Source organism: Streptomyces pathocidini (assembly GCF_001418495.1).
Taxonomy (GTDB): domain Bacteria; phylum Actinomycetota; class Actinomycetes; order Streptomycetales; family Streptomycetaceae; genus Streptomyces; species Streptomyces pathocidini.
Genome location: NZ_LIQY01000172.1, coordinates 1 through 19873, shown reverse-complemented (window position 1 = coordinate 19873; position 19873 = coordinate 1). Strand labels below are relative to the sequence as shown.

General features: G+C 69.8%; 18 protein-coding genes. 10 read left to right on the top strand and 8 right to left on the bottom strand.

Annotation, left to right across the window (positions count from 1 at the left end; translation table 11 throughout):
* Nucleotides 1-60: 60 nt before the first annotated feature.
* Complete coding sequence (gene dnaA, locus AOK16_RS10425) at nucleotides 61-2019, bottom strand: chromosomal replication initiator protein DnaA (protein WP_079101235.1); 1959 nt, start codon at nucleotides 2017-2019, stop codon at nucleotides 61-63.
* A gap of 422 nt (nucleotides 2020-2441) precedes the next feature.
* Here dnaA and rpmH point away from each other — a divergent pair, with 422 nt between their 5' ends.
* From rpmH to AOK16_RS10380, 9 genes are all read left to right on the top strand, one after another.
* Complete coding sequence (gene rpmH / locus AOK16_RS10420; RefSeq protein WP_003949374.1) at nucleotides 2442-2579, top strand: 50S ribosomal protein L34; 138 nt, start codon at nucleotides 2442-2444, stop codon at nucleotides 2577-2579.
* A 25-nt stretch (nucleotides 2580-2604) separates the two neighbouring features.
* On the top strand, nucleotides 2605-3045 hold the full coding sequence (gene rnpA / locus AOK16_RS10415; RefSeq protein WP_055471967.1) for a ribonuclease P protein component: 441 nt from the start codon (nucleotides 2605-2607) through the stop codon (nucleotides 3043-3045).
* Nucleotides 3042-3359 (top strand): membrane protein insertion efficiency factor YidD, encoded by a 318-nt coding sequence (gene yidD / locus AOK16_RS10410; protein WP_055471966.1) that lies wholly within the window; start codon nucleotides 3042-3044, stop codon nucleotides 3357-3359. Before rnpA ends, yidD begins: the two co-directional genes overlap by 4 nt.
* A gap of 3 nt (nucleotides 3360-3362) precedes the next feature.
* Entirely contained in the window at nucleotides 3363-4496 is a 1134-nt protein-coding gene (gene yidC, locus AOK16_RS10405) for a membrane protein insertase YidC (protein WP_055471965.1), read from the top strand.
* Nucleotides 4497-4508: 12 nt separating this feature from the next.
* Nucleotides 4509-5018, top strand: a complete 510-nt coding sequence (locus AOK16_RS10400) for a Jag family protein (protein WP_055471964.1) — start codon at nucleotides 4509-4511, stop codon at nucleotides 5016-5018.
* 103 nt (nucleotides 5019-5121) lie between these two features.
* On the top strand, nucleotides 5122-5838 hold the full coding sequence (rsmG, locus tag AOK16_RS10395; protein WP_055471963.1) for a 16S rRNA (guanine(527)-N(7))-methyltransferase RsmG: 717 nt from the start codon (nucleotides 5122-5124) through the stop codon (nucleotides 5836-5838).
* A 265-nt stretch (nucleotides 5839-6103) separates the two neighbouring features.
* Nucleotides 6104-7192: a ParA family protein gene (locus tag AOK16_RS10390; RefSeq protein WP_079101234.1), complete on the top strand. Its 1089-nt coding sequence runs from the start codon at nucleotides 6104-6106 to the stop codon at nucleotides 7190-7192.
* On the top strand, nucleotides 7185-8294 hold the full coding sequence (locus tag AOK16_RS10385) for a ParB/RepB/Spo0J family partition protein (RefSeq protein ID WP_079101233.1): 1110 nt from the start codon (nucleotides 7185-7187) through the stop codon (nucleotides 8292-8294). Before AOK16_RS10390 ends, AOK16_RS10385 begins: the two co-directional genes overlap by 8 nt.
* A 232-nt stretch (nucleotides 8295-8526) precedes the next feature.
* Entirely contained in the window at nucleotides 8527-9144 is a 618-nt protein-coding gene (locus tag AOK16_RS10380) for a GNAT family N-acetyltransferase (protein ID WP_055471960.1), read from the top strand.
* Between the two features lie 90 nt (nucleotides 9145-9234).
* Here the strand turns inward: AOK16_RS10380 and trxA are convergent, their stop codons facing one another.
* The 7 genes from trxA to AOK16_RS10345 all read right to left on the bottom strand — a co-directional run bounded on the left by trxA (nucleotide 9235) and on the right by AOK16_RS10345 (nucleotide 18728).
* Complete coding sequence (gene trxA, locus AOK16_RS10375; protein ID WP_055471959.1) at nucleotides 9235-9564, bottom strand: thioredoxin; 330 nt, start codon at nucleotides 9562-9564, stop codon at nucleotides 9235-9237.
* Between the two features lie 44 nt (nucleotides 9565-9608).
* A complete protein-coding gene (trxB, locus tag AOK16_RS10370) occupies nucleotides 9609-10583 on the bottom strand; it encodes a thioredoxin-disulfide reductase (protein WP_055471958.1) in 975 nt (324 codons plus the stop codon).
* Nucleotides 10584-10698: 115 nt separating this feature from the next.
* Nucleotides 10699-11625, bottom strand: a complete 927-nt coding sequence (locus tag AOK16_RS10365; protein WP_055471957.1) for an anti-sigma factor — start codon at nucleotides 11623-11625, stop codon at nucleotides 10699-10701.
* A complete protein-coding gene (gene sigM, locus AOK16_RS10360) occupies nucleotides 11622-12308 on the bottom strand; it encodes an RNA polymerase sigma factor SigM (RefSeq protein WP_055471956.1) in 687 nt (228 codons plus the stop codon). The genes AOK16_RS10365 and sigM overlap by 4 nt, the downstream gene beginning before the upstream one ends.
* Before the next feature lie 33 nt (nucleotides 12309-12341).
* Nucleotides 12342-14078: a protein kinase family protein gene (locus AOK16_RS10355; RefSeq protein ID WP_055471955.1), complete on the bottom strand. Its 1737-nt coding sequence runs from the start codon at nucleotides 14076-14078 to the stop codon at nucleotides 12342-12344.
* Nucleotides 14079-14192: 114 nt separating this feature from the next.
* A complete protein-coding gene (murJ, locus tag AOK16_RS10350; protein WP_055471954.1) occupies nucleotides 14193-16367 on the bottom strand; it encodes a murein biosynthesis integral membrane protein MurJ in 2175 nt (724 codons plus the stop codon).
* A 45-nt stretch (nucleotides 16368-16412) separates the two neighbouring features.
* Nucleotides 16413-18728, bottom strand: coding sequence for a DUF6049 family protein (locus tag AOK16_RS10345; protein WP_205627659.1), 2316 nt, complete (start codon nucleotides 18726-18728; stop codon nucleotides 16413-16415).
* 195 nt (nucleotides 18729-18923) lie between these two features.
* On the opposite strand from AOK16_RS10345, the gene AOK16_RS10340 reads away from it, so the two are divergent.
* On the top strand, nucleotides 18924-19873 hold a 950-nt coding region (locus AOK16_RS10340; protein WP_079101232.1), incomplete at its 3' end, for a CCA tRNA nucleotidyltransferase.

The following is a 19873-nucleotide window of genomic DNA, read 5'->3' as shown; positions in this document are numbered from 1 at the left end:
TCCCGGAGCGCCCTTCGGACGCCGTGAGGTTCTCGGAACGGCCCCTCAAGGGCCTTCCGGTCAGCCGTTCTTGATGCGGTTGGTGAGCTCGGTGACCTGGTTGTAGATGGAGCGCCGCTCGGCCATCAACGCGCGGATCTTGCGGTCGGCGTGCATCACCGTCGTGTGGTCGCGACCGCCGAACTGCGCACCGATCTTCGGCAGGGACAGATCCGTCAGCTCCCGGCACAGGTACATGGCGATCTGCCGGGCCGTCACCAGCACCCGGCTGCGCGAGGAGCCGCACAGGTCGTCCACGGTCAGCCCGAAGTACTGCGCCGTCTCGGCCATGATGGCCGTGGCGGTGATCTCGGGCGCCGCGTCCTCGCCGCCCGGGATCAGGTCCTTGAGGACGATCTCGGTCAGCCCGAGGTCCACGGGCTGCCGGTTGAGGCTCGCGAAAGCGGTGACCCGGATCAGCGCCCCCTCCAGCTCACGGATGTTGCGCGAGATCCGCGAGGCGATGAACTCCAGTACCTCCGGCGGAGCGTTGAGCTGCTCCTGCACCGCCTTCTTACGGAGGATCGCGATCCGGGTCTCCAGCTCGGGCGGCTGGACATCGGTGATCAGCCCCCACTCGAAGCGGTTCCGCAGCCGGTCCTCCAGGGTCACCAGCTGCTTGGGCGGCCGGTCCGAGGACAGCACGATCTGCTTGTTGGCGTTGTGCAGCGTGTTGAACGTGTGGAAGAACTCCTCCTGCGTCGACTCCTTGCTCGCGAGGAACTGGATGTCGTCGACCAGGAGGATGTCCATGTCGCGGTAGCGCTTGCGGAACGCGTCCGCCTTCCCGTCGCGGATGGAGTTGATGAACTCGTTGGTGAACTCCTCGGAGCTCACGTACCGCACCCGCGTGCCGGGGTAGAGGCTGCGCGCGTAGTGCCCGATCGCATGCAGCAGGTGGGTCTTCCCCAGCCCCGACTCCCCGTAGATGAACAGGGGGTTGTACGCCTTGGCCGGCGCCTCGGCGACCGCGACGGCGGCCGCGTGCGCGAAGCGGTTGGACGCGCCGATGACGAAGGTGTCGAAGAGGTACTTCGGGTTCAGCCGCGCGGTCGGCTCCCCCGGACCCGTGGCGGGCGCGGGCTGCGCGGCGAGCGGCCCGGGAGCACCGCTGGGCGCGGGCGGCCCGCCGTGGGAGCCACCGGGGTGCGAGGAGCCCGGGCGGGAGTGGCCGGTGTGCGAGCGGCCCGTGCCCTGCTCCGGGATGTCGCGCCGCTGCTGCTCGTACGGCGGGTGCTCCCCGGCCGGGGAGCGGTAGTCGCCCTGGAGGGCCGGCGGCCGCTGCGGCTCGTCGTAGCGCTGGGGCCGCTCCTGCTGGGAAGCGCCGCGCGGCGAAGCGTACGGGTCGTGCTCGGGGAAGCCGCCGAGCCGCTGCTGCTGCCAGCCGTAGTCGTCGCGCGGCCCGCCTCCGCCCATACCGCCGGGCGTCCGCGGCCAGGCGCCGGGCTCGGGCCTGCTCTGCTGGTACTCGGGGTAGGCGGGGCGAGCGGTGGGCATCTGGTCCCCCGGGCGCCCATAGGAGTCGTACCCGTCGTAGCCCTCGTACGCGTCCCGGTTCCGGTCCTGGTCGAGTACGCGGGCCCGCTCCTGGCCGTGGTCGCGTGGAGGGACGCGGTCGTGGTCGCGCGGGGGCTCGGGGTGGGGCGGCTCGTCGTAGCGCGGCTGCTGGGGCACTGGGTTCTGCGGTGCGGCGGGCGCGGGCGGCGCGGTCTCGGCGGCGCTGACCGTGACCGCCAGGCGCACGGGCTGGTTGCACTCGCGGCTCAGCGCATCGCTGATCAGCGGGGAGAGCCGGCCCTCCAGCACGCCCTTGGCGTACTCGTTGGGGACGGCCAGCACGGCCGTCCCGGCCACCAGGACCAGGGGCTGGCAGTCCTTGAGCCAGCGCTGGTCCTTCGCCTCGATCCCATGGCCTTCCCCGAGGAGCTGGTCGAGCACGCGTGGCCACACTGCGGCAAGATCGGCAGGTACGTCAGCCACAGGGCACGCTCTCTCACTCGCTGGGTGGGGGGTGGCGCCGACAGGTCCCACGAATGTGTGGTTCTCGGGACGGGCGGGAAGGAAACGGAGTTCAGTCACGGTAGTCAGGGCGACGCACGTGGTTCAAGTCGTTGTCCACAGGGTGTGCATGAATGTGCCATGGTGCATGGCCTGGGCCGTAGTCGGGAGGCTGTGGCGGGGACGCGTGTCCCCCCTGATCGCCGGTTTGACCGGATGGCGTAGCCGCGCGTACCGTGACCAGGTCGAGTTGTCGATGGCTGCTGCCGCCTGCCTCCGATGGGCATGGATCACGGTCCGTGATCAAGAAGCGGTGCACTCGGGCGTATTGCGAGCTACTCGTGGGCGCACGGTGACAGCCAGGCGATGTCCCGCACCACACGATTCATTTCTGGAGCCCCCGAGTGAGCAAGCGCACCTTCCAGCCGAACAACCGCCGCCGCGCGAAGACCCACGGCTTCCGTCTGCGTATGCGCACCCGCGCCGGTCGCGCGATCCTCGCGTCCCGCCGTGGCAAGGGTCGCGCGCGTCTGTCGGCCTGAGCAGCCTGACCTCAAGGTCCATGCAGTGCTGCCTACCGAGCATCGGCTGAGGCGGCGCGAGGACTTTGCGGCCGCGGTACGCCGAGGACGCAGGGCCGGGCGCCCTCTCCTCGTCGTCCACTATCGAAGCGCCCCCTCCACCGAGCAGAGGGGTACGGACCCGCATGCGTCTGGGGAGAACGCTCCCCCGGCACGTGCGGGTTTCGTCGTGAGCAAGGCCGTCGGCGGCGCCGTCGTCCGCAACCTCGTGAAGCGGCGACTGCGTCACCTCGTACGGGACCGGCTCGCTCTGCTGCCCGCAGGTAGCCTGGTTGTCGTGCGGGCGTTGCCCGGTGCCGGCGAGGCGGACCACCACCAGCTGGCCCGCGACCTGGACACCGCGCTGCAGCGGCTGCTCGGCGGGGGCACTTCCCCCTTCGACGGGAGCGCCTCCAACGGCGAAGCCCACGGGAGGGCGCAGCGATGAAGTACCCGCTGCTCTGGTTGATCAAGCTGTACCAGTGGACCATCAGCCCGCTCCTCGGGCCGGTCTGCAAGTACTACCCGTCGTGCTCGCACTACGGCTACCAGGCCATCGACGTGCACGGCGCGGTCAAGGGCACGGCCTTGACCGCTTGGCGCATCCTGCGCTGCAACCCGTGGTCGCTCGGTGGCGTCGACCACGTTCCTCCCCGGAAGCATCCGGTCTGGCACCAGCGGCTCCGCAACCGGTGGAGCGAAAGCTCCGCCAACCCGCCGACGGGACAGCCCGAGACTCAGCCCAACGCCCAAGGAGCCTGATTCGTGGACACGATCCTCGGTCCTCTCTATACCGCAGTTTCCTGGATCATCGTCCAGTTCCATTCGCTGTACAGCCTTGTCTTCGACAAGGACGGCGGCTTGGCCTGGGGTCTGTCCATCGTTTCGCTGGTGATCCTGATCCGTATCTGCCTGATCCCGCTCTTCGTGAAGCAGATCAAGGCGACGCGGAACATGCAGGCGCTCCAGCCGAAGATGAAGGCGATCCAGGAGCGCTACAAGAACGACAAGCAGCGCCAGTCCGAGGAGATGATGAAGCTCTATCGGGAGACGGGTACCAACCCGCTCTCGAGCTGCCTCCCGATCCTGGCGCAGTCGCCGTTCTTCATCTCGCTCTACCAGGTCCTCAACCACATCGCGAACGACAAGGCCGTCGGCGTGATGAACCAGGACCTCGTCGACAGCGCGCGGAGCGCCAAGATCTTCGGTGCCCCGATCGCCTCGAAGTTCCTGGACAGCGCCGACAAGGTCGGTTCGCTCGGTGCCACGCTGACCGACGTCCGGGTCGTCACGGTCATCATGATCGTTCTGATGTCGCTGTCGCAGTTCTACACGCAGCGCCAGCTGATGACCAAGAACGTCGACCTCACGGTGAAGACGCCGTTCATGCAGCAGCAGAAGATGCTGATGTACGTCTTCCCCATCATGTTCGCCGTCTTCGGTATCAACTTCCCCGTCGGTGTCCTCGTCTACTGGCTGACCACCAACGTGTGGACCATGGGCCAGCAGATGTACGTGATCCACCGGAACCCCACGCCGGGCAGCCTTGCGTTCAAGGAGCGCCAGGAGCGGCTGCGCGCCAAGGGCAAGCTCAAGGAGGACCCCGCCGAGGTCGAGGCGAAGAAGGCCGCCGAGGCCGCCCGGGCGGGCCGTCAGCAGCCGAAGCGCCAGAGCAAGGCCAAGCGCCAGTCCGGCGCCGCACAGACCACCAAGGACGCCGCGTCCGACGACTCCACCGAGCAGCCCTCGCTGAAGAAGCAGTCGGCCGAGGACGCCGATGAGCCGAAGCCGTCCGATGAGGCGAAGCCGTCCGGCGAGTCCGGTGGCTCCTCTTCCCGTAACGCCAAGTCCGGACAGCGCAAGGGCCAGCAGCGGCCCAAGCACCCGTCCAAGAAGTAAGGAGGCCCTCCAGTGACGGAAGGCACGACCCCTGCCGCCGAGGGTGCGGACACCCTGACCCGCCTCGAGCAGGAGGGGGAGATCGCGGCCGACTACCTCGAGGCCCTGCTGGACATCGCGGATCTCGACGGCGACATCGACATGGATGTCGAGGCCGACCGGGCCTCGGTCTCGATCATCAGCGACTCGACCAGCCGCGACCTGCAGAAGCTGGTGGGCCGGGACGGCGAGGTGCTGGAGGCGCTCCAGGAGCTCACCCGGCTCGCGGTGCACCGTGAGACCGGCGACCGCAGCCGGCTGATGCTGGACATCGCCGGCTTCCGGGCTCGCAAGCGCGAGGAGCTCGCGGAGCTCGGCGCCAAGGCGGTCCAGGAGGTGCAGGGCAGCGGCGAGCCGGTGAAGCTGGAGCCGATGTCGCCCTTCGAGCGCAAGGTCGTCCACGACGCGGTCGCGGCGGCGGGGCTGCGCAGCGAGTCCGAGGGCGAGGAGCCCCAGCGCTGCGTCGTCGTCCTCCCGGCCTGACCGGAACCGGATCCCGGTGTTCACGGCCCCGCCTGATCCCAGGCGGGGCCGAACTTTTCAGCCCGACAGTCAGCCCGCGACGTATGGACGGAAGGACGGACTCGTGACGGAGGCAGCGGAGCTCCCACCGGCGCCCCAACAGGCAGAGGCGGTTTTCGGTGATCGCTTCCCGGAGGCCGTCCGATACGGCGAGCTGCTCGCCGACGCAGGGGTGAGGCGTGGCCTGATCGGGCCGCGTGAGGTGCCCAGGCTCTGGGAACGCCATCTGCTCAACTGCGCGGTGCTGTCCGAAGCCGTGCCCGAGGGCGTCTCGGTGTGCGATGTGGGCTCAGGCGCGGGCCTGCCGGGCATCCCCCTGGCCTTGGTGCGCCCGGATCTGCGGATCACTCTGCTGGAGCCGCTGCTCCGGCGGACGAACTTCCTTGAGGAAGTTGTCGAGTTGCTCGGCCTGGATCACGTCATGGTGGTACGTGGCCGCGCCGAGGAGGTGCTGGGGAAGCTGCCCCCGGTGCATGTGGTGACGGCACGCGCCGTGGCCCCGCTGGACCGCTTGGCCGGCTGGGGCGTTCCGCTGCTGCGGCCCTACGGCGAGATGCTGGCCCTCAAGGGGGACACGGCCGAGGAGGAGCTGAAGGGCGCGCGCGCCGCGCTCAGCAAGCTCGGAGTCGTCGAGTCATCCGTCTTCCACGTCGGCGAGGGCGTCGTGGATCCGCCCTCGACGGTCGTACGCGTCGAGGTGGGCGAGAGCCCCGGCGGCGTGCGCTTCGCCGCGAAGCGAGCCAAGGCCGCCCGTACGGGACGGGCCCGTCGGCGACGCTGACCAGTCTGCCCAATGCTCCATACAAGCTGGCAAAACTACCCAAATCGGAGTGTCGTGACGGCGTAGGGGATTCAGTCCGTGCATCGTGTTTCACGTGAAACGTCGCTCACTGCTGCATGGGATCATCAGCCGCGGTCGGGCAGCCGCCGGATCGCGGGACCTTACTATTCCGTCTCGGGGGGTGCATCCCGTACCGCAGAATCGGTCTGCGGGTACGGATTCATCCACAGGAGAACGGGCCTCGCTGGTTCACGACCCCGAAAGCATGGCAGGCTCTGTTCATTGCGAGCCTGAAGTCGAGGAGAGTGAATCCTTGCGGTCCGACGCCAACATCGCGGGACCGATGACCGATCCGGTCCCCGGTCCCCGTACCGAATCGGCGGGGGAGGATGTTTCACGTGAAACGCCTCCCCCGATGGACGACACGCCCATCGGTCGAGCCGCCCAACTGGCGGTTGAAGCGCTCGGGCGCGCGGGCGAGGGTCTGCCACGGCCTGAACAGACCCGGGTGATGGTGGTCGCCAACCAGAAGGGCGGGGTCGGCAAGACCACGACAACGGTCAATCTCGCAGCCTCACTTGCCCTGCACGGCGCACGGGTTCTGGTGATCGACCTGGACCCGCAGGGGAACGCCTCAACGGCCCTGGGCATCGACCACCACGCCGAAGTGCCCTCGATCTACGACGTGTTGGTCGAGAGTAAGCCGCTCTCCGAGGTCGTGCAGCCGGTGACCGATGTGGAGGGGCTCTTCTGCGCCCCCGCCACCATCGACCTGGCCGGCGCCGAGATCGAGCTCGTCTCCCTCGTCGCACGGGAAAGCCGACTCCAGAAGGCGATCCAGGGCTACGAACAGCCCCTGGACTACATCCTGATCGACTGCCCGCCCTCGCTCGGCCTTCTCACCGTGAACGCTCTGGTCGCCGGTGCGGAGGTGCTGATCCCGATCCAGTGCGAGTACTACGCGCTCGAAGGCCTCGGGCAGTTGCTGCGCAACGTCGATCTGGTGCGGGGCCATCTCAACCCCGAACTGCACGTCTCGACCATCCTGCTGACCATGTACGACGGCAGGACCCGGCTCGCTTCCCAAGTGGCGGACGAGGTGCGCAGCCACTTCGGCGGCGAGGTGCTGCGGACGAGCATTCCGAGGTCGGTCCGGATTTCCGAGGCGCCCAGCTACGGGCAGACCGTCCTCACCTATGATCCTGGCTCCAGTGGCTCGCTCTCGTACCTCGAAGCGGCCCGGGAGATCGCCCTGCGCGGAGTGGGTGTGCAGTACGACCCCCAGCACCCGCACATCGCGGGCCAGAACACTCAGCAGGAGCAGCAGAGCATGTCGGAGGGACGTAGTGAGTGAACGACGTAGGGGGCTGGGCCGCGGGCTCGGCGCTCTGATTCCCGCGGCTCCGCAGGGACCGGGCAGCGTCTCCCCGGCCGTGGGTGTCGGGGCCACCTCCCCGGCAGCCGTACCGGTGATCCCGGCGGACCGTGGAGTGGCTGCGGCCAAGGTGGCCACCCTGCCCAGGAGCGGTGTCTCCCCCGAGGCGGAGATTCTCCCGGTCGAGGAGCAGGTCGCGCCGGCGGCCGAAGAGCAGCCCAGCGGGGCGCACTTCGCGGAACTGCCGCTGGACTCCATCACGCCCAACCCCCGTCAGCCGCGTGAGGTGTTCGACGAGGACGCGCTGGCGGAACTGGTCACCTCCATTCAGGAGGTCGGCCTTCTCCAGCCGGTCGTCGTACGGCAGTTGGGCGCCGAGCGGTATGAGCTCATCATGGGTGAGCGCCGCTGGCGGGCGTGCCGTGAGGCCGGTCTGGAGCGGATCCCGGCGATTGTCCGGGCGACCGACGACGAGAAGCTCCTGCTCGACGCGCTGCTGGAGAACCTGCACCGGGCGCAGCTGAACCCGCTGGAAGAGGCCGCGGCCTACGACCAGCTTCTCAAGGACTTCAACTGCACCCACGACCAGCTGGCCGACCGCATCGGACGCTCGCGTCCCCAGGTCTCCAACACACTGCGGTTGCTGAAGCTGTCCCCCTCGGTCCAGCGCCGGGTGGCAGCCGGGGTGCTCTCGGCGGGGCACGCCCGCGCGTTGCTGTCGGTCGAGGACTCCGAAGCCCAGGATCGGCTGGCGCACCGGATCGTGGCCGAAGGGCTGTCGGTTCGGGCCATCGAGGAGATTGTGACCTTGATGGGCTCCCAGCCCAGCAGCGTTCCGAAGACCAAGGGGCCCCGGGCAGGAACCAGGTTGTCCCCCGCCCTCAACGACCTTGCCTCCCGGCTGTCGGACCGCTTCGAGACCCGGGTGAAGGTGGACCTGGGGCAGAAGAAGGGGAAGATCGTCGTCGAGTTCGCCTCGATAGAGGATCTCGAGCGGATCCTCGGCTCGATGGCTCCCGGCGAGGGGCGCGTGCTGGGAGAGAAGCTCTCCGAGGAGGCAGAAGAGCAAGACGGGGAGTGAACTCCCCGCTTCCTCCCCTGCTGAGGGCGGGCCGTGGTGCCGGAGTGGCGTTGGGACTCTCTTGAGGTCTCGGTCACCGGGACACGGCTCGCCCTTTGCTTTATTGCGGTATCGGTGGAATCGCCACGTGGATACGATGCGTTCGGGGATTCCGTCGGCGACCTCCTCAGGGAACGGGGAGCGTCGGCGGCCGCTCGTGGAGCGGCAGGTTAGGGAAGTGAGGACTGGCTGAATGGGGCGTCGGCTCGTACCGCTCACACTGGACAATCTTCCGGACATCCCCAAGCGCTGCCGGTCCTGCGTCTTCTGGGAACTCGACCCGGTCAGCGGGGAAGCCGCGGCGAAGGCAGGCCACCCGGCGCTGGAGAAGGAAGCCTGGATCTCCGCGGTGCTGCTCGAATGGGGATCCTGCGGCCGCGTGGTGTACGTCGACGAGGTACCCGTGGGGTTCGTCCTGTACGCGCCCCCCGCCTACGTACCGCGGTCCATGGCCTTTCCCACGAGCCCGGTGTCGCCCGATGCCGTTCAGCTGATGACGGCCTGGATCATGCCCGGCTACCAGGGGCAGGGGCTCGGCCGCATCATGGTGCAGACCGTGGCGAAGGATCTCCTCCGAAGGGGGTTCAAGGCGATCGAGGCCTTCGGGGACACCCGTTGGAAGGAGCCGGCGTGTGTGCTGCCCGCTGAGCACCTCCTGGCGGTCGGCTTCAAGACCGTCCGCCCCCACCACCGCTTCCCGCGGTTGAGGTTGGAACTGCGGACCACGATCTCCTGGAAGGAGGATGTCGAGCTGGCGCTGGACCGGCTGCTCGGCGCCGTCCAGAAGGAACCCGCCCTCCGACCGCTCTGAACCGCCCGGGAGAACGGGCAGTCCGGCCGCGGAGACGGGAACAGGCCCGCCCTCAAGAGAAGGCGGGCCTCACGTGAAACGGCGCGGGCGTCAGCCGATGAAGTCCTCGAGGTCGCGGACGATGGCGGCCTTCGGCTTGGCACCGACGATGGTCTTGGCCACCTCGCCGTGCTGGTAGACGTTCAGCGTCGGGATCGACATGACGCCGTACTTGGCGGCCGTGGCCGGGTTCTCGTCGATGTTCAGCTTGACGATCTCGATCTTGTCGCCGTGCTCGGCCGCGATCGCCTCGAGGGACGGGGCGATCTGGCGGCATGGGCCGCACCAGGCAGCCCAGAAGTCGACGAGCACGGGCTTGTCGTTCTTGAGGACGTCCTCGTCGAAGGATGCGTCGGTCACGTTCTTGAGGGGGCCGGCCATGGCGGTCTCTCCTAGTCGGTCGTTGCGTAGGGGGAAGGTCAGTGTCAGAGGGCCGCTGCGGCCTTCTCGGGCTCCGAGGGCCGCGTGTCGCTCAGCGCGGCCAGGAACCGTTCGGCGTCCAGAGCCGCCGAACACCCGGTGCCCGCGGCGCTGATGGCCTGGCGGTAGGTGTGGTCGACCACGTCACCGGCGGCGAAGACGCCCGGGAGGTTGGTCCTGGTCGAGGGGGCCTCGACCTTGAGGTAGCCCTCGGCGTCGAGCTCCAGCTGGCCCTTGAACAGTTCGGTGCGCGGGTCGTGGCCGACCGCGATGAACAGCCCGGTCACCGCGAGCTCGGACTGCTCGCCGGTCTTGGTGTTGCGCAGGGTCAGGCTGGAGAGCTTCTGGTCACCGTGGATCTCGGCGACCTCGCTGTCCCAGGCGAAGGAGATCTTCGGGTCGGCGAAGGCGCGTTCCTGCATGGCCTTGGAGGCGCGGAGGGCGTCGCGGCGGTGCACGATGGTGACCGACTTGGCGAAGCGGGAGAGGAAGGTCGCCTCCTCCATCGCGGTGTCGCCGCCGCCCACCACGGCGATGTCCTGGTCCTTGAAGAAGAACCCGTCGCAGGTGGCGCACCAGGAGACCCCGCGGCCGGACAGCTCGTCCTCGCGCGGCAGGCCCAGCTTGCGGTGTTGCGAGCCGGTCGTAACGATCACGGTCTTGGCGCGGTGGACGGTTCCGGCCGAGTCGGTGACGGTCTTGATCTCACCCGCCAGGTCGACCGCGACGATGTCGTCGGGGATGAGCTCGGCACCGAAGCGCTCGGCCTGGGCTCGCATGTTGTCCATCAGGTCCGGACCCATGATGCCGTCGCGGAAGCCGGGGAAGTTCTCCACCTCGGTGGTGTTCATCAGCGCACCGCCGGCGGTGACGGCGCCCTCGAAGACGAGAGGCTTCAGGGAGGCGCGCGCGGTGTACAGCGCCGCGGTGTATCCCGCCGGCCCGGAGCCGATGATGATCACGTTACGGACGTCGCTCACGGGTGTCTTCCTCGTCTCTGCCGACTGCCTTCTGGGTCCATGGGGGACTCACATCCCACCCAACGGATCCTACGGGGCTGGCATTCCCGGCGCGGACCGGCGCACGCTGTGAGGCTCATCCCCGCTTGTAGACGTCTCTCAGCAGAACCTCACCCGGGCCCTGAGGGGTCTTGGTGGTGCAGGAGGAGTCGACCACGAAGACGTCGACCCGCTGGGCGTCAGCGACATGCGACAGCACGACGAGATAGGCGTCGGCGCCCCGGTAGGGCATCCGCTCAGCCGCCAGCGGGGCATCGGTCCGGCCGATCCCGGCTCGCACACAGGTGGGGACGGTGACGGCGGACCCCCGCATCGTCCGATTCCGGTTGGACTCGGCCGTGACCCCGCCCGAGGGGGCTTTCTCTGCCTTCGGGGACGCGGCGAGGAGGCGGTCCACCCGGGCGCTGAGGTCAGTGGTGGAGGAACCGCTGTCCGCCTTGACGTCGGCGCCCTGGGCTGTGGAGGTGCGGTCGCTCCCCGCTGGGTTGAAGGCCTGTACGGCCACCCCGACGAGAGCTGCCACCGCCACCGCGCACGCCGCGCCGAAGACCGCCGTACGCCAGCGACGGCGAGCGCCAGGGCGACCGGGCCCTGTGGCGGCCTTGGGATGCCCATGGGGTCGGCTCGGAGACGCGGTCTCGCAGACGGGAGGCGCGGTTTCACGTGAAACGGGGGCGTCGGGACTCGATGCAGAGCTGCCTCGACCGGTCCGGCTCTCGGTTTCACGTGAAACAGCCGGCGGCGCTGTCGAGTCCAGCAGAGCCTCGGCGGCGAGGGCCGCGTCGATGCGGCCGGCGATGTCGGCGGGCATCCGCGCCGGGCCCGGCAGGCTCCCGAGCAGCGAGCGGATCTCGTCGAGGGATTCACGGACCTCGGCGCACAGCTCGCAGTCCGCCAGGTGATCGCGTACTTCGGTGGCCAGGTCCGGCCGGAGCCGGCCTTCGGTGAGGGCGGAGATCTCCGCGACGTCCGGGTGCTGATCCGTGTCGGCCGAGGATGTCATGCTCGCCCACCTCCGCCTTTCACGGCATCTGTGCTCGTAGATCCTGCCGCTGGGACGGATGGCCCCTGCGTCCGGTTCCTTCCCTCACCCGGGGGCGGATCATTCCCCTCGCCGCCTCGCAGATGGGCGAGCATCGGCACCAGCCGGGCTCTCCCGCGCGCACAGCGGCTCTTCACGGTCCCGACTGGCACGTCGAGGATCTGGGCGGCCTCCGCGACCGGATAGCCCTGCATGTCGACGAGGACGAGCGCCGCGCGCTGCTCGGCCGGGAGGGTGGCGAGGGCCTGGATCAGTTCCCGGTGGAGGAGACCGCGCTCGGCGGGTGCCGCCGCGGACTCGTGGGGCTCGAGGAGCTGGTCGAGGCGATCGGTCTCCGCGATGGGAGACGTGCGCCGGGAGGCCGCCTTGCGGATCCGGTCCAGGCAGGCGTTGACGGTGATGCGGTGCAGCCAGGTCGTGACGGCGGACTGGCCACGGAAGGTGTGGGCCGCCCGATAGGCAGAGATCAGCGCGTCCTGGACGGCGTCGGCGGCTTCCTCGCGGTCGCCGAGAGTGCGCAGGGCGACTGCCCAGAGCCGATCCCTGTGACGCCGGACTATCTCCCCGAACGCCTCCAGGTCCCCCGCCACATGGCGGTCAAGGAGGTCCTGGTCGCTTACGGCGCCGCTGATGGCGTCGTCCAACTCGGGCCCTCCCCTTCGTCGTTGGGCCGACGATCAGCCCGTGATCCTGATCTCCGAGACCCCGCCGCGGTATCCGCTGCCCGACCCGTCCGAGGGGAGTTCGGTGATGTGGATCAGTACGTATCGCGTCCGCACCGGCTTGTCGAGGGTCGTCTTGAGGGAGCGCCCGGCGGTGGCCGGCTTGGTGAGCCGCTGGGAGAAGTCGTCCAGGGCCGTCGGTGCGGCAGCGGACCCGTCCGCCGCGAGCACCTCGACCTTCTGGCCTTCGCGGTACATGCCGATGTCGAGCCCGGACACGTCCTTGACGCTGCCCAGGTCGACGATGAGACCACTGCCCTGTGCCCGCTGCGGAAGGTTGCCGAAGTTCGCGTAGCCCTCGTAGCGCGGGGTGATCCAGGCGGTGCCCGCGTCACCGTCGACGGTGTTGCCGACCTTGCCCGAGGCTACGGGGGACGCCAGCGGGGAGAACTCGGTCACGTCGGCGATCTTCAGCGGGGACCCCGGGTCCTTCCGCTTCCCCTCGCCGTCCCCGGAGGCCTGTGCCCTGCCCGAGTCGTCGGACTGGTTCTCCTGGTCCATCAGCGTGTCCGCGAGCTGCCAACTGCCCAGCCCGAGCGCCGCGATGAGCAGGGCCGCGACCGTCCACTTGAGGATCTTGCCCGTACGGCTCTCCAGCGGCGGCGGAGGAACCGGGACGGGCCGGCTGGGGGCAGCGGCACCGGTCCGGTTCGGCGGCTGGCGGTAGGCGCCCTGCTGGTAGGCCGTGGGCTGGTACGAGGGGCGGGCGAAGGAAGGCTCCGGAGGGCGGATACGCGGCAGCGCGGCGACTGCCTTGGCCAGCTCCTCGGGCGTGGTGCAGGGCTGTTCCTGCCGTGACGGGGTGGCGCCGTTGTTGACCAGGGCGCGCATGGCGAGGTCGGCGAGCCCGCGGTGGACTCCTGCCCGCACCTGGTCGGGGCGGATCAGCCCGACACCCTTGGGCAGGCCGGACAGCCCGTAGGCGTGCTCCTCGTAGGGCCAGCGGCGCGTCAGCGCGGCGTAGAGGAGCGCGCCGATCGCCTCGGTGTCGGTGCGCTGCGGATGGTCCGTCTTGATGCCGCGGAGCGCGGCCATGACCGCGAGCCCGCGGATGCGGTACTGGCCGGATTCGGTGCGCAGTACGGAGCTGGGGGTCAGGCGCAGGTGTGCCAGACCCTCGCGGTGGGCGGCGGACATCGCCTGGGAGACCTGGCTGACGAGCTGGTACGCGTCGTGGGGCTCCAGTGGCCCGGAGGCGAGCACCGTGGTGAGCTCGGTCGCGTCGGGCAGCCACTCGTGGACGACGTAGACAAGGTCGTTCTCCTCGACGGCGTCGAGGACCTGGACGAAGCGGGGGTCGCCGAGAAGGGCGGCGGAGCGGGCGGCGGCGAGCACCGGGCGGGCCCGCGGGTGGTCGGCGGGCAGGACGTGCACTCCGACGGCGCGGCGGAGCTTCTCGTCGACGGCACGCCAGCTGCTGAATCCCTCCAGACGGGTGACGCACTCCTCGAGGCGGTAACGGCGGGCGAGCTTGTGGCCGCTGTGCAATTCCGGCGGCTCCACGTCGGGCCCGGTGGCCGCGGAATTTCTGCCGTCGCTCGGGCTCGGCGCGGCGCCGGCGGCATCCGCGTCCGTGCCGGGCCTGTCCTGGGTGTCCACCCCGTCGGCCGTGGCCTTGTCCGCCTGGGCGGTCAGCGGCTCATCGCCGCCGCTGTCGGCCACGTCGACGGCTGCCGTGCTCCGTTCCGCCACCGTCGCTCCTGCCTCCCCATCCGTTGCACGCTCTCGCACCACAGCAAAGACAATTGTGCCCACAGTCCGCCGCTATGCACGACACACGGTGGCGGGCGATGGTTGTGCTCGGCCTCAGCGGCCCAGCCGGCCCCGGACCATCCCGACCATGGCCGTCAGCTCCTCGATCCGCATGCGCTTGGCCGCCACGAAGAACACACCGAGCAGCGCGATCCCGCCGCCGGCCAGGGCCGCCAGCGAGCCCGTGGCGCCGCTCCCCAGGCCCTGGGTGATCCCGTACGCCACCGCTCCGGCGACCAGCGCAGCGGGCAGGCTGGCACCCGTCAGGCGGGCGTACGTGCGCAGGACAAGGGAGCCGTCCAGATCACCGCCCAGCCGCTTGCGCAGCCGGCTCCACGCGACGCCCACGCCGATCGCGTAGGCGAGCCCGTAGGAGGCGGCCATACCGACGACGGCCCACCGGGAGGGGAGGACGAGGAAGCACAGGGCGGAGGCGACGGCGTTGACGGCCGCCACGATGACCGTGTTGTAGAAGGGCGTGCGGGTGTCCTCGTAGGCGTAGAAACCGCGGAGCACGACGTACTGCACCGAGTACGGGATCAGTCCGAGGCCGAACGCCATCAGCACGTAGCCGATGTTGCGGGCACCCTCCTCGCCGGAGCCCGCGTACAGCAGGGTCGCCATCGGGACGCCGAGGGCGAGGAAGGCGAAGGCGCAGGGCACGATCGCGACCGCCGAGGTGCGCAGCCCGTAGGAGATGTCGTCGCGGACGGCCGGGGCATCCTGGTCGTGGGCGGCCCGGGAGATGCGGGGCAGCACGGCGGTCATGACGGAGACGGTGATGATCGCCTGCGGCATCTGCCACAGCAGCAGCGCGTAGTTGTACGCGGTGATGCCGGTGCCGGTGTAGCCCTCGCCCTCCGCGACCGAGCCGGCCCAGGTGGCGAGTTGGGTCACCACGACCATGCCGAGCTGGTTGGCGAGGACGAAGAAGAAGGTCCACTTGGCGAGCCCGAGGGCCTTGCCGAGGCCGTGGCCGCGCCAGTCGAACCGCGGCCGGATGCGAAAGCCCGCGTCCCGCAGGTACGGGACCATGGCCAGGGCCTGGACGGTGAGGCCGAGCAGCGTGCCGATGCCCAGCAGCCGGATGCCCTCGGGGGTGACCGTTTCGGCGCTGACCCCGCTCGCCGTGAAGCCGCCGAAGGCCCAGATGAAGGCACCGAAGGTGGCGATGACGACGATGTTGTTCAGGACCGGGGTCCACATCATCGCGCCGAAGCGGCCCCGCGCGTTGAGGATCTGGCCGAGCACCACGTGCACGCCCATGAAGAACATGGTCGGCAGGCAGTAGTGGGCGAAGGCGACTGCCACGTCCATCTGAGCCGGGTCCGAGGCGAACTGCGTCGACATCATGCGGATGAAGAGCGGGGCGCCCAGCACGCAGACCGTGGTGACTCCGGCGAGCAGCACCACGACCAGGGTCAGCAGGCGGTTGGCGTAGGCCTCGCCACCGTCGTCGTCGTTCTTCATGGCGCGCACCAACTGCGGGATGAAGACCGCGTTGAGCGCGCCGCCGCCGACCAGGATGTAGATCATCGTCGGCAGGGTGTTGGCGACCTGGTAGGTGTCGTTCAGCGTGCCCACGCCGATCGCCGCGGCGATGACCAGAGTGCGCAGGAAGCCGGTGATGCGCGAGACGATCGTGCCGGCTGCCATCAGCGCGCTGGATCTGAGGATGCTGCTCGCACGGCCGCCTGAGCGCTTCGGGGCGGGCGCGGGAGTCGGCTCGGGCGCTTCCGGCGCCTCTTCCACGGCCTGCGCGGCCGACTGGACGGGGCGCTGTGCCTCGTACGGCTGCCGCTGGTCGCGGTAGAGGTGGGCGAACGCGTCCTGCTCGGCCGGGCGCTCTTCCGGAGCCTGCCCGACCAGGTCGTCGACGCCCACGAACTGGGTGGTCGCGGGGTCGTCGCCGTACGGCAGGGCGCGGGAGGGGCCGTCCGGCTCGGGAGCCGGGGTCCGGGCCCACAGCTGCGGGTCGGGGGCGTTCTGCGGAGCCGGGGGCTGCCGGTAGAGCGGCTGCCGGTCCGGGTAGGTGCCCGGGGGCGGCGGCGGGTGTGCCGAGCGGTCGTACAGCGCCTCGGTCACCGGGTCCTGTGCCGTGGGGTCCTGGATGCCGTATGGGTCGTGGGCGTAGGCGTCCTGAACATACGGGTCCGCAGGGGGCGGCGCCTGGCCGGCCGGGTCACTTCCCGGGCCCTGGCCGCGCTCACCGTCGTACGGCGCGTTCATCGCTACCCCACCTCATCGTCCCGGGCCGGCCGGCCCCGAAATCGCTCAACGGTCCACTTTCTCACCCGCGCCGGACGCGTCGCCGCTTTCCGGTTCGGTGTCAGGCACCACATCACCCTGCTGCTCGCCTGGCGCGGGCTCGCGCGGAGCGCCGGGAGCGGCCGCCGACTCCTGGAGCGACGCCTCCAAGGCGTTGCGGGCGGCGCGCTTGCGCTGGGTGTACATGCGGATTCCGGCGAGTACGAGCAGCAGGACGCCGCCGGCGATGACGAGCATCACGGTCGAGGTGATCTCGGTGACCTTCACCTTGAACCGCATCGGAGCACCGTAGGGCGTGCCGTCCTTGGCGTAGAGCCGAGCGGTCACCCACACCGTGCCGTTCGCGTTGGCCGTGGTGTCGAACTTCACCGACTGGCTGTGACCGCCCTCGATCCTGACGGTCTGCTCCTCATCGACCTCGAGCCGGTTGGGCTGGCTGGACTGGAGGACCAGCTTCATGCCCTCGACACCCTGGACCAGGTTGTTCCGTACGGTCACCGGAATCGTCGCGCTGCGGCCCGACAGCGTCTGCGTCGACTTCTGGACGAGCTGGACCTCGCGGCTGAGATCGGTGAGGTAGCCCTGCACGGAGTCCCGGTAGGCGGTGGCGTCCTGTGCGTCGCCACGCCAGGAGGCGGACATCTGGCGCATGATCGCGTTGCCGATGGGGGTCACCACGCGGTCCTTCTGGGACAGGATGACCTTGAAGCGGTCGAGCGAGTTCTGTGCCCGCTGCATGTCCTGGAAGGTCCGGGTCGGCAGTTCCTCGCGGCGGAGCGAGCCCGGGTACGAGCCGGGGCCGGGGACCTGGGTCGTGGCGCTCGGGTCGGGTTTGGCCTTCGCCGCGTCGCCCAGGTCCAGCGGCTCGGTCCAGCGGGCGTCCGCCAGGCCGGCGATCGCCTCGGCCATCGTCCGTGCCTGGCCCGCGGTGGGGACGCGCTGCGGGGCGACGACGATGCTGCGCTGCCGATCGGGGGCCTGCATGGTGACCATGAGCGTCTGGGCGAGGAACCGCTGCACCGCGAGCGTGGACTCCTCCGCCCTGGCCAGATCCCCCTCGAACCCCTTGGACAGGCGGGAGTCCGCCACCACCGCTGTGTTGCCGCGGCCGATCGGGCGCGCGGCGGTCGGGCTGTACGGGAGACCGCCGGTCTCGTGGAGGCTGTCGCTGCGCGTGATCACGTTGTGCGCGCCGGCAGAGGTGGCCACGTCGACCACCGAGGTGTCGATCGCGCCCTCCACAGGCCAGGCGAAGTCGGTGCTCGGCTTGACGCCGACGATGGTCTCGACCGTCTTGGAGGCGAGGTCGGTGGCCGACTTCAGGTGCCCGAGGGCACCCGGCACGTCCTTGCCGCGGTGGGCGAGGGACGCGAGGTCGGGGTCGCCGAACGGCAGCGCCACGACCTCGCGGCTGCCCACCGCCTTCTGCAGGTCGTCGAGCCACTGCTTGGCGACGGCCTGGTTCTTGCCGGCCTCGGTGCTGCCGTCGGGCTGCTGGATCTTGTAGCTGCGGGTCATCGCCTCGACCGTCGCCAGCAGGTCGGGGTCCACCACCCACGTGACCGGGAGCCCCTTGCCGAGGGCCACCATCTGCTGGAGGCGCCCGCCGGGCGCGATTTCGCCCGCGAGGGAGTCGTCGCGGAAGATGCGCGTCTGCTGTGGGTCGGATTCGGTCTTCGCAGCGAGGTGGGTGGAGGACGTGAGCGGCCAGAGGAAACTCAGCCGGGTCTTCCGGTCGACCGCGGAGGGCTGCCAGGGCAGGAAGGTCCGCTCCATGCCGAGCACCTGCCGGTACGGCTGGTTCTTCGTCTGCCCGGTGAGCGAGACGCCCAGCTGGTAGATCCCGCGGGCGTCCAGGTCCAGGTCCTCGATCGGGACGCTGAGGCTGAAGGTGTCACTGGCGCCGGCCCGCAGTGACGGGATGTTCACCGTGCCGTTCTTCCCGCCGACCTCGTTCCCGTCGGCCGCGGAGGAGAACCCGGTGCGCTTGGCCGCCGTGTCGATGGCACTGCGGCTGTTGAGGGTGGGGCCGAGACGGAGGCCGATGCGGCCGCCGGTGATGGTGGCGGAGCCGTCGTTGGTGACGGTGCCCTTGACGGTCAGCGTGTCGTTCTTCGTGGGGGACACCGGGGTCAGCGAGTTGATCGCGACATCGACGGTGCGGGAGCCCGTGGCCGTGGACTCGGCCTGCGCGGTCGGGGCGGCGGGGAGCTGCGTCAGCCCGGTGAGCAGCGGCACGCTCAGTGCCACCGTGGCGGCGCTCCGCAGCCATCGGCGGGCAGGAGCAGATCGCGTCCCCTGGAACTGTGCCGCCTCGGCCACGCGCTGCCCGTCCCTCTTAGTCGGTGGTGGTCGTCGGATGTGCGTCCCCGAATGGTAACGAGGTCCGTAGGTGTGAAGTGCTGGGGAGTGCTCCAGCTGATCATCCCGGAGAACAGACTGTGATCTTCACCGCGAAGGCCCGGCGGCCCGCAGTGAGGCCACTCGGGGCGGCCGGGCCACGTACCCTGTTCTGTTGTGCCGAACGCCAACCATGACACCCACATCCCGCAGACCTCACCGAGCGCGCAGACCGCCCAGCCGGCGAGTGCGCTGAGCCAGGCGCAGCGCCGTGCCGTGAGTGAACTGCTGCGGGTCTCCCCCGTCGCCGATGACCTCGCCCGCCGCTTCCGGGAGGCAGGTCACACCCTGGCACTGGTCGGCGGTTCGGTACGGGACGCGCTGCTGGGTCGGCTGGGCAACGACCTGGACTTCACGACGGACGCCCGGCCCGAGGACGTCTTGAAGATCGTGCGGCCGTGGGCGGACAGCGTGTGGGAGGTCGGGATCGCCTTCGGCACGGTCGGCTGCCGCAAGCGGAACTTCCAGATCGAGGTGACGACCTACCGGTCCGAGGCGTACGACCGGACCTCACGCAAGCCCGAGGTCTCCTACGGAGACTCGATCGAGGAAGACCTCGTACGGCGCGACTTCACGGTCAACGCGATGGCCGTGGCGCTGCCGGAGAAGGAGTTCATCGACCCGCACGGCGGCCTGGAGAACCTCGCTTCGCGCGTACTGCAGACCCCAGGCGCCCCGGAGGACTCGTTCTCGGACGACCCGCTGCGGATGATGCGGGCGGCGCGCTTCGCCGCTCAGCTGGACTTTCAGGTCGCGCCGGAGGTGATCCGGGCGATGACGGATATGGCGGGCCGTATCGAGATCGTCTCGGCGGAGCGGGTGCGTGACGAGCTCAACAAGCTGATCCTCGCCGCCCACCCCCGGAAGGGCCTGAAGCTCCTGGTCGACACCGGGCTCGCGGACCACTTCCTGCCGGAGCTCCCCGCGCTGCGGCTGGAGCGTGACGAGCACCACCGGCACAAGGACGTCTACGAGCACTCGCTGACCGTGCTCGACCAGGCCATCGACCTCGAGGAGGGCGAGCCGGACCTGGTGCTGCGGCTGGCGGCGCTGCTGCACGACATCGG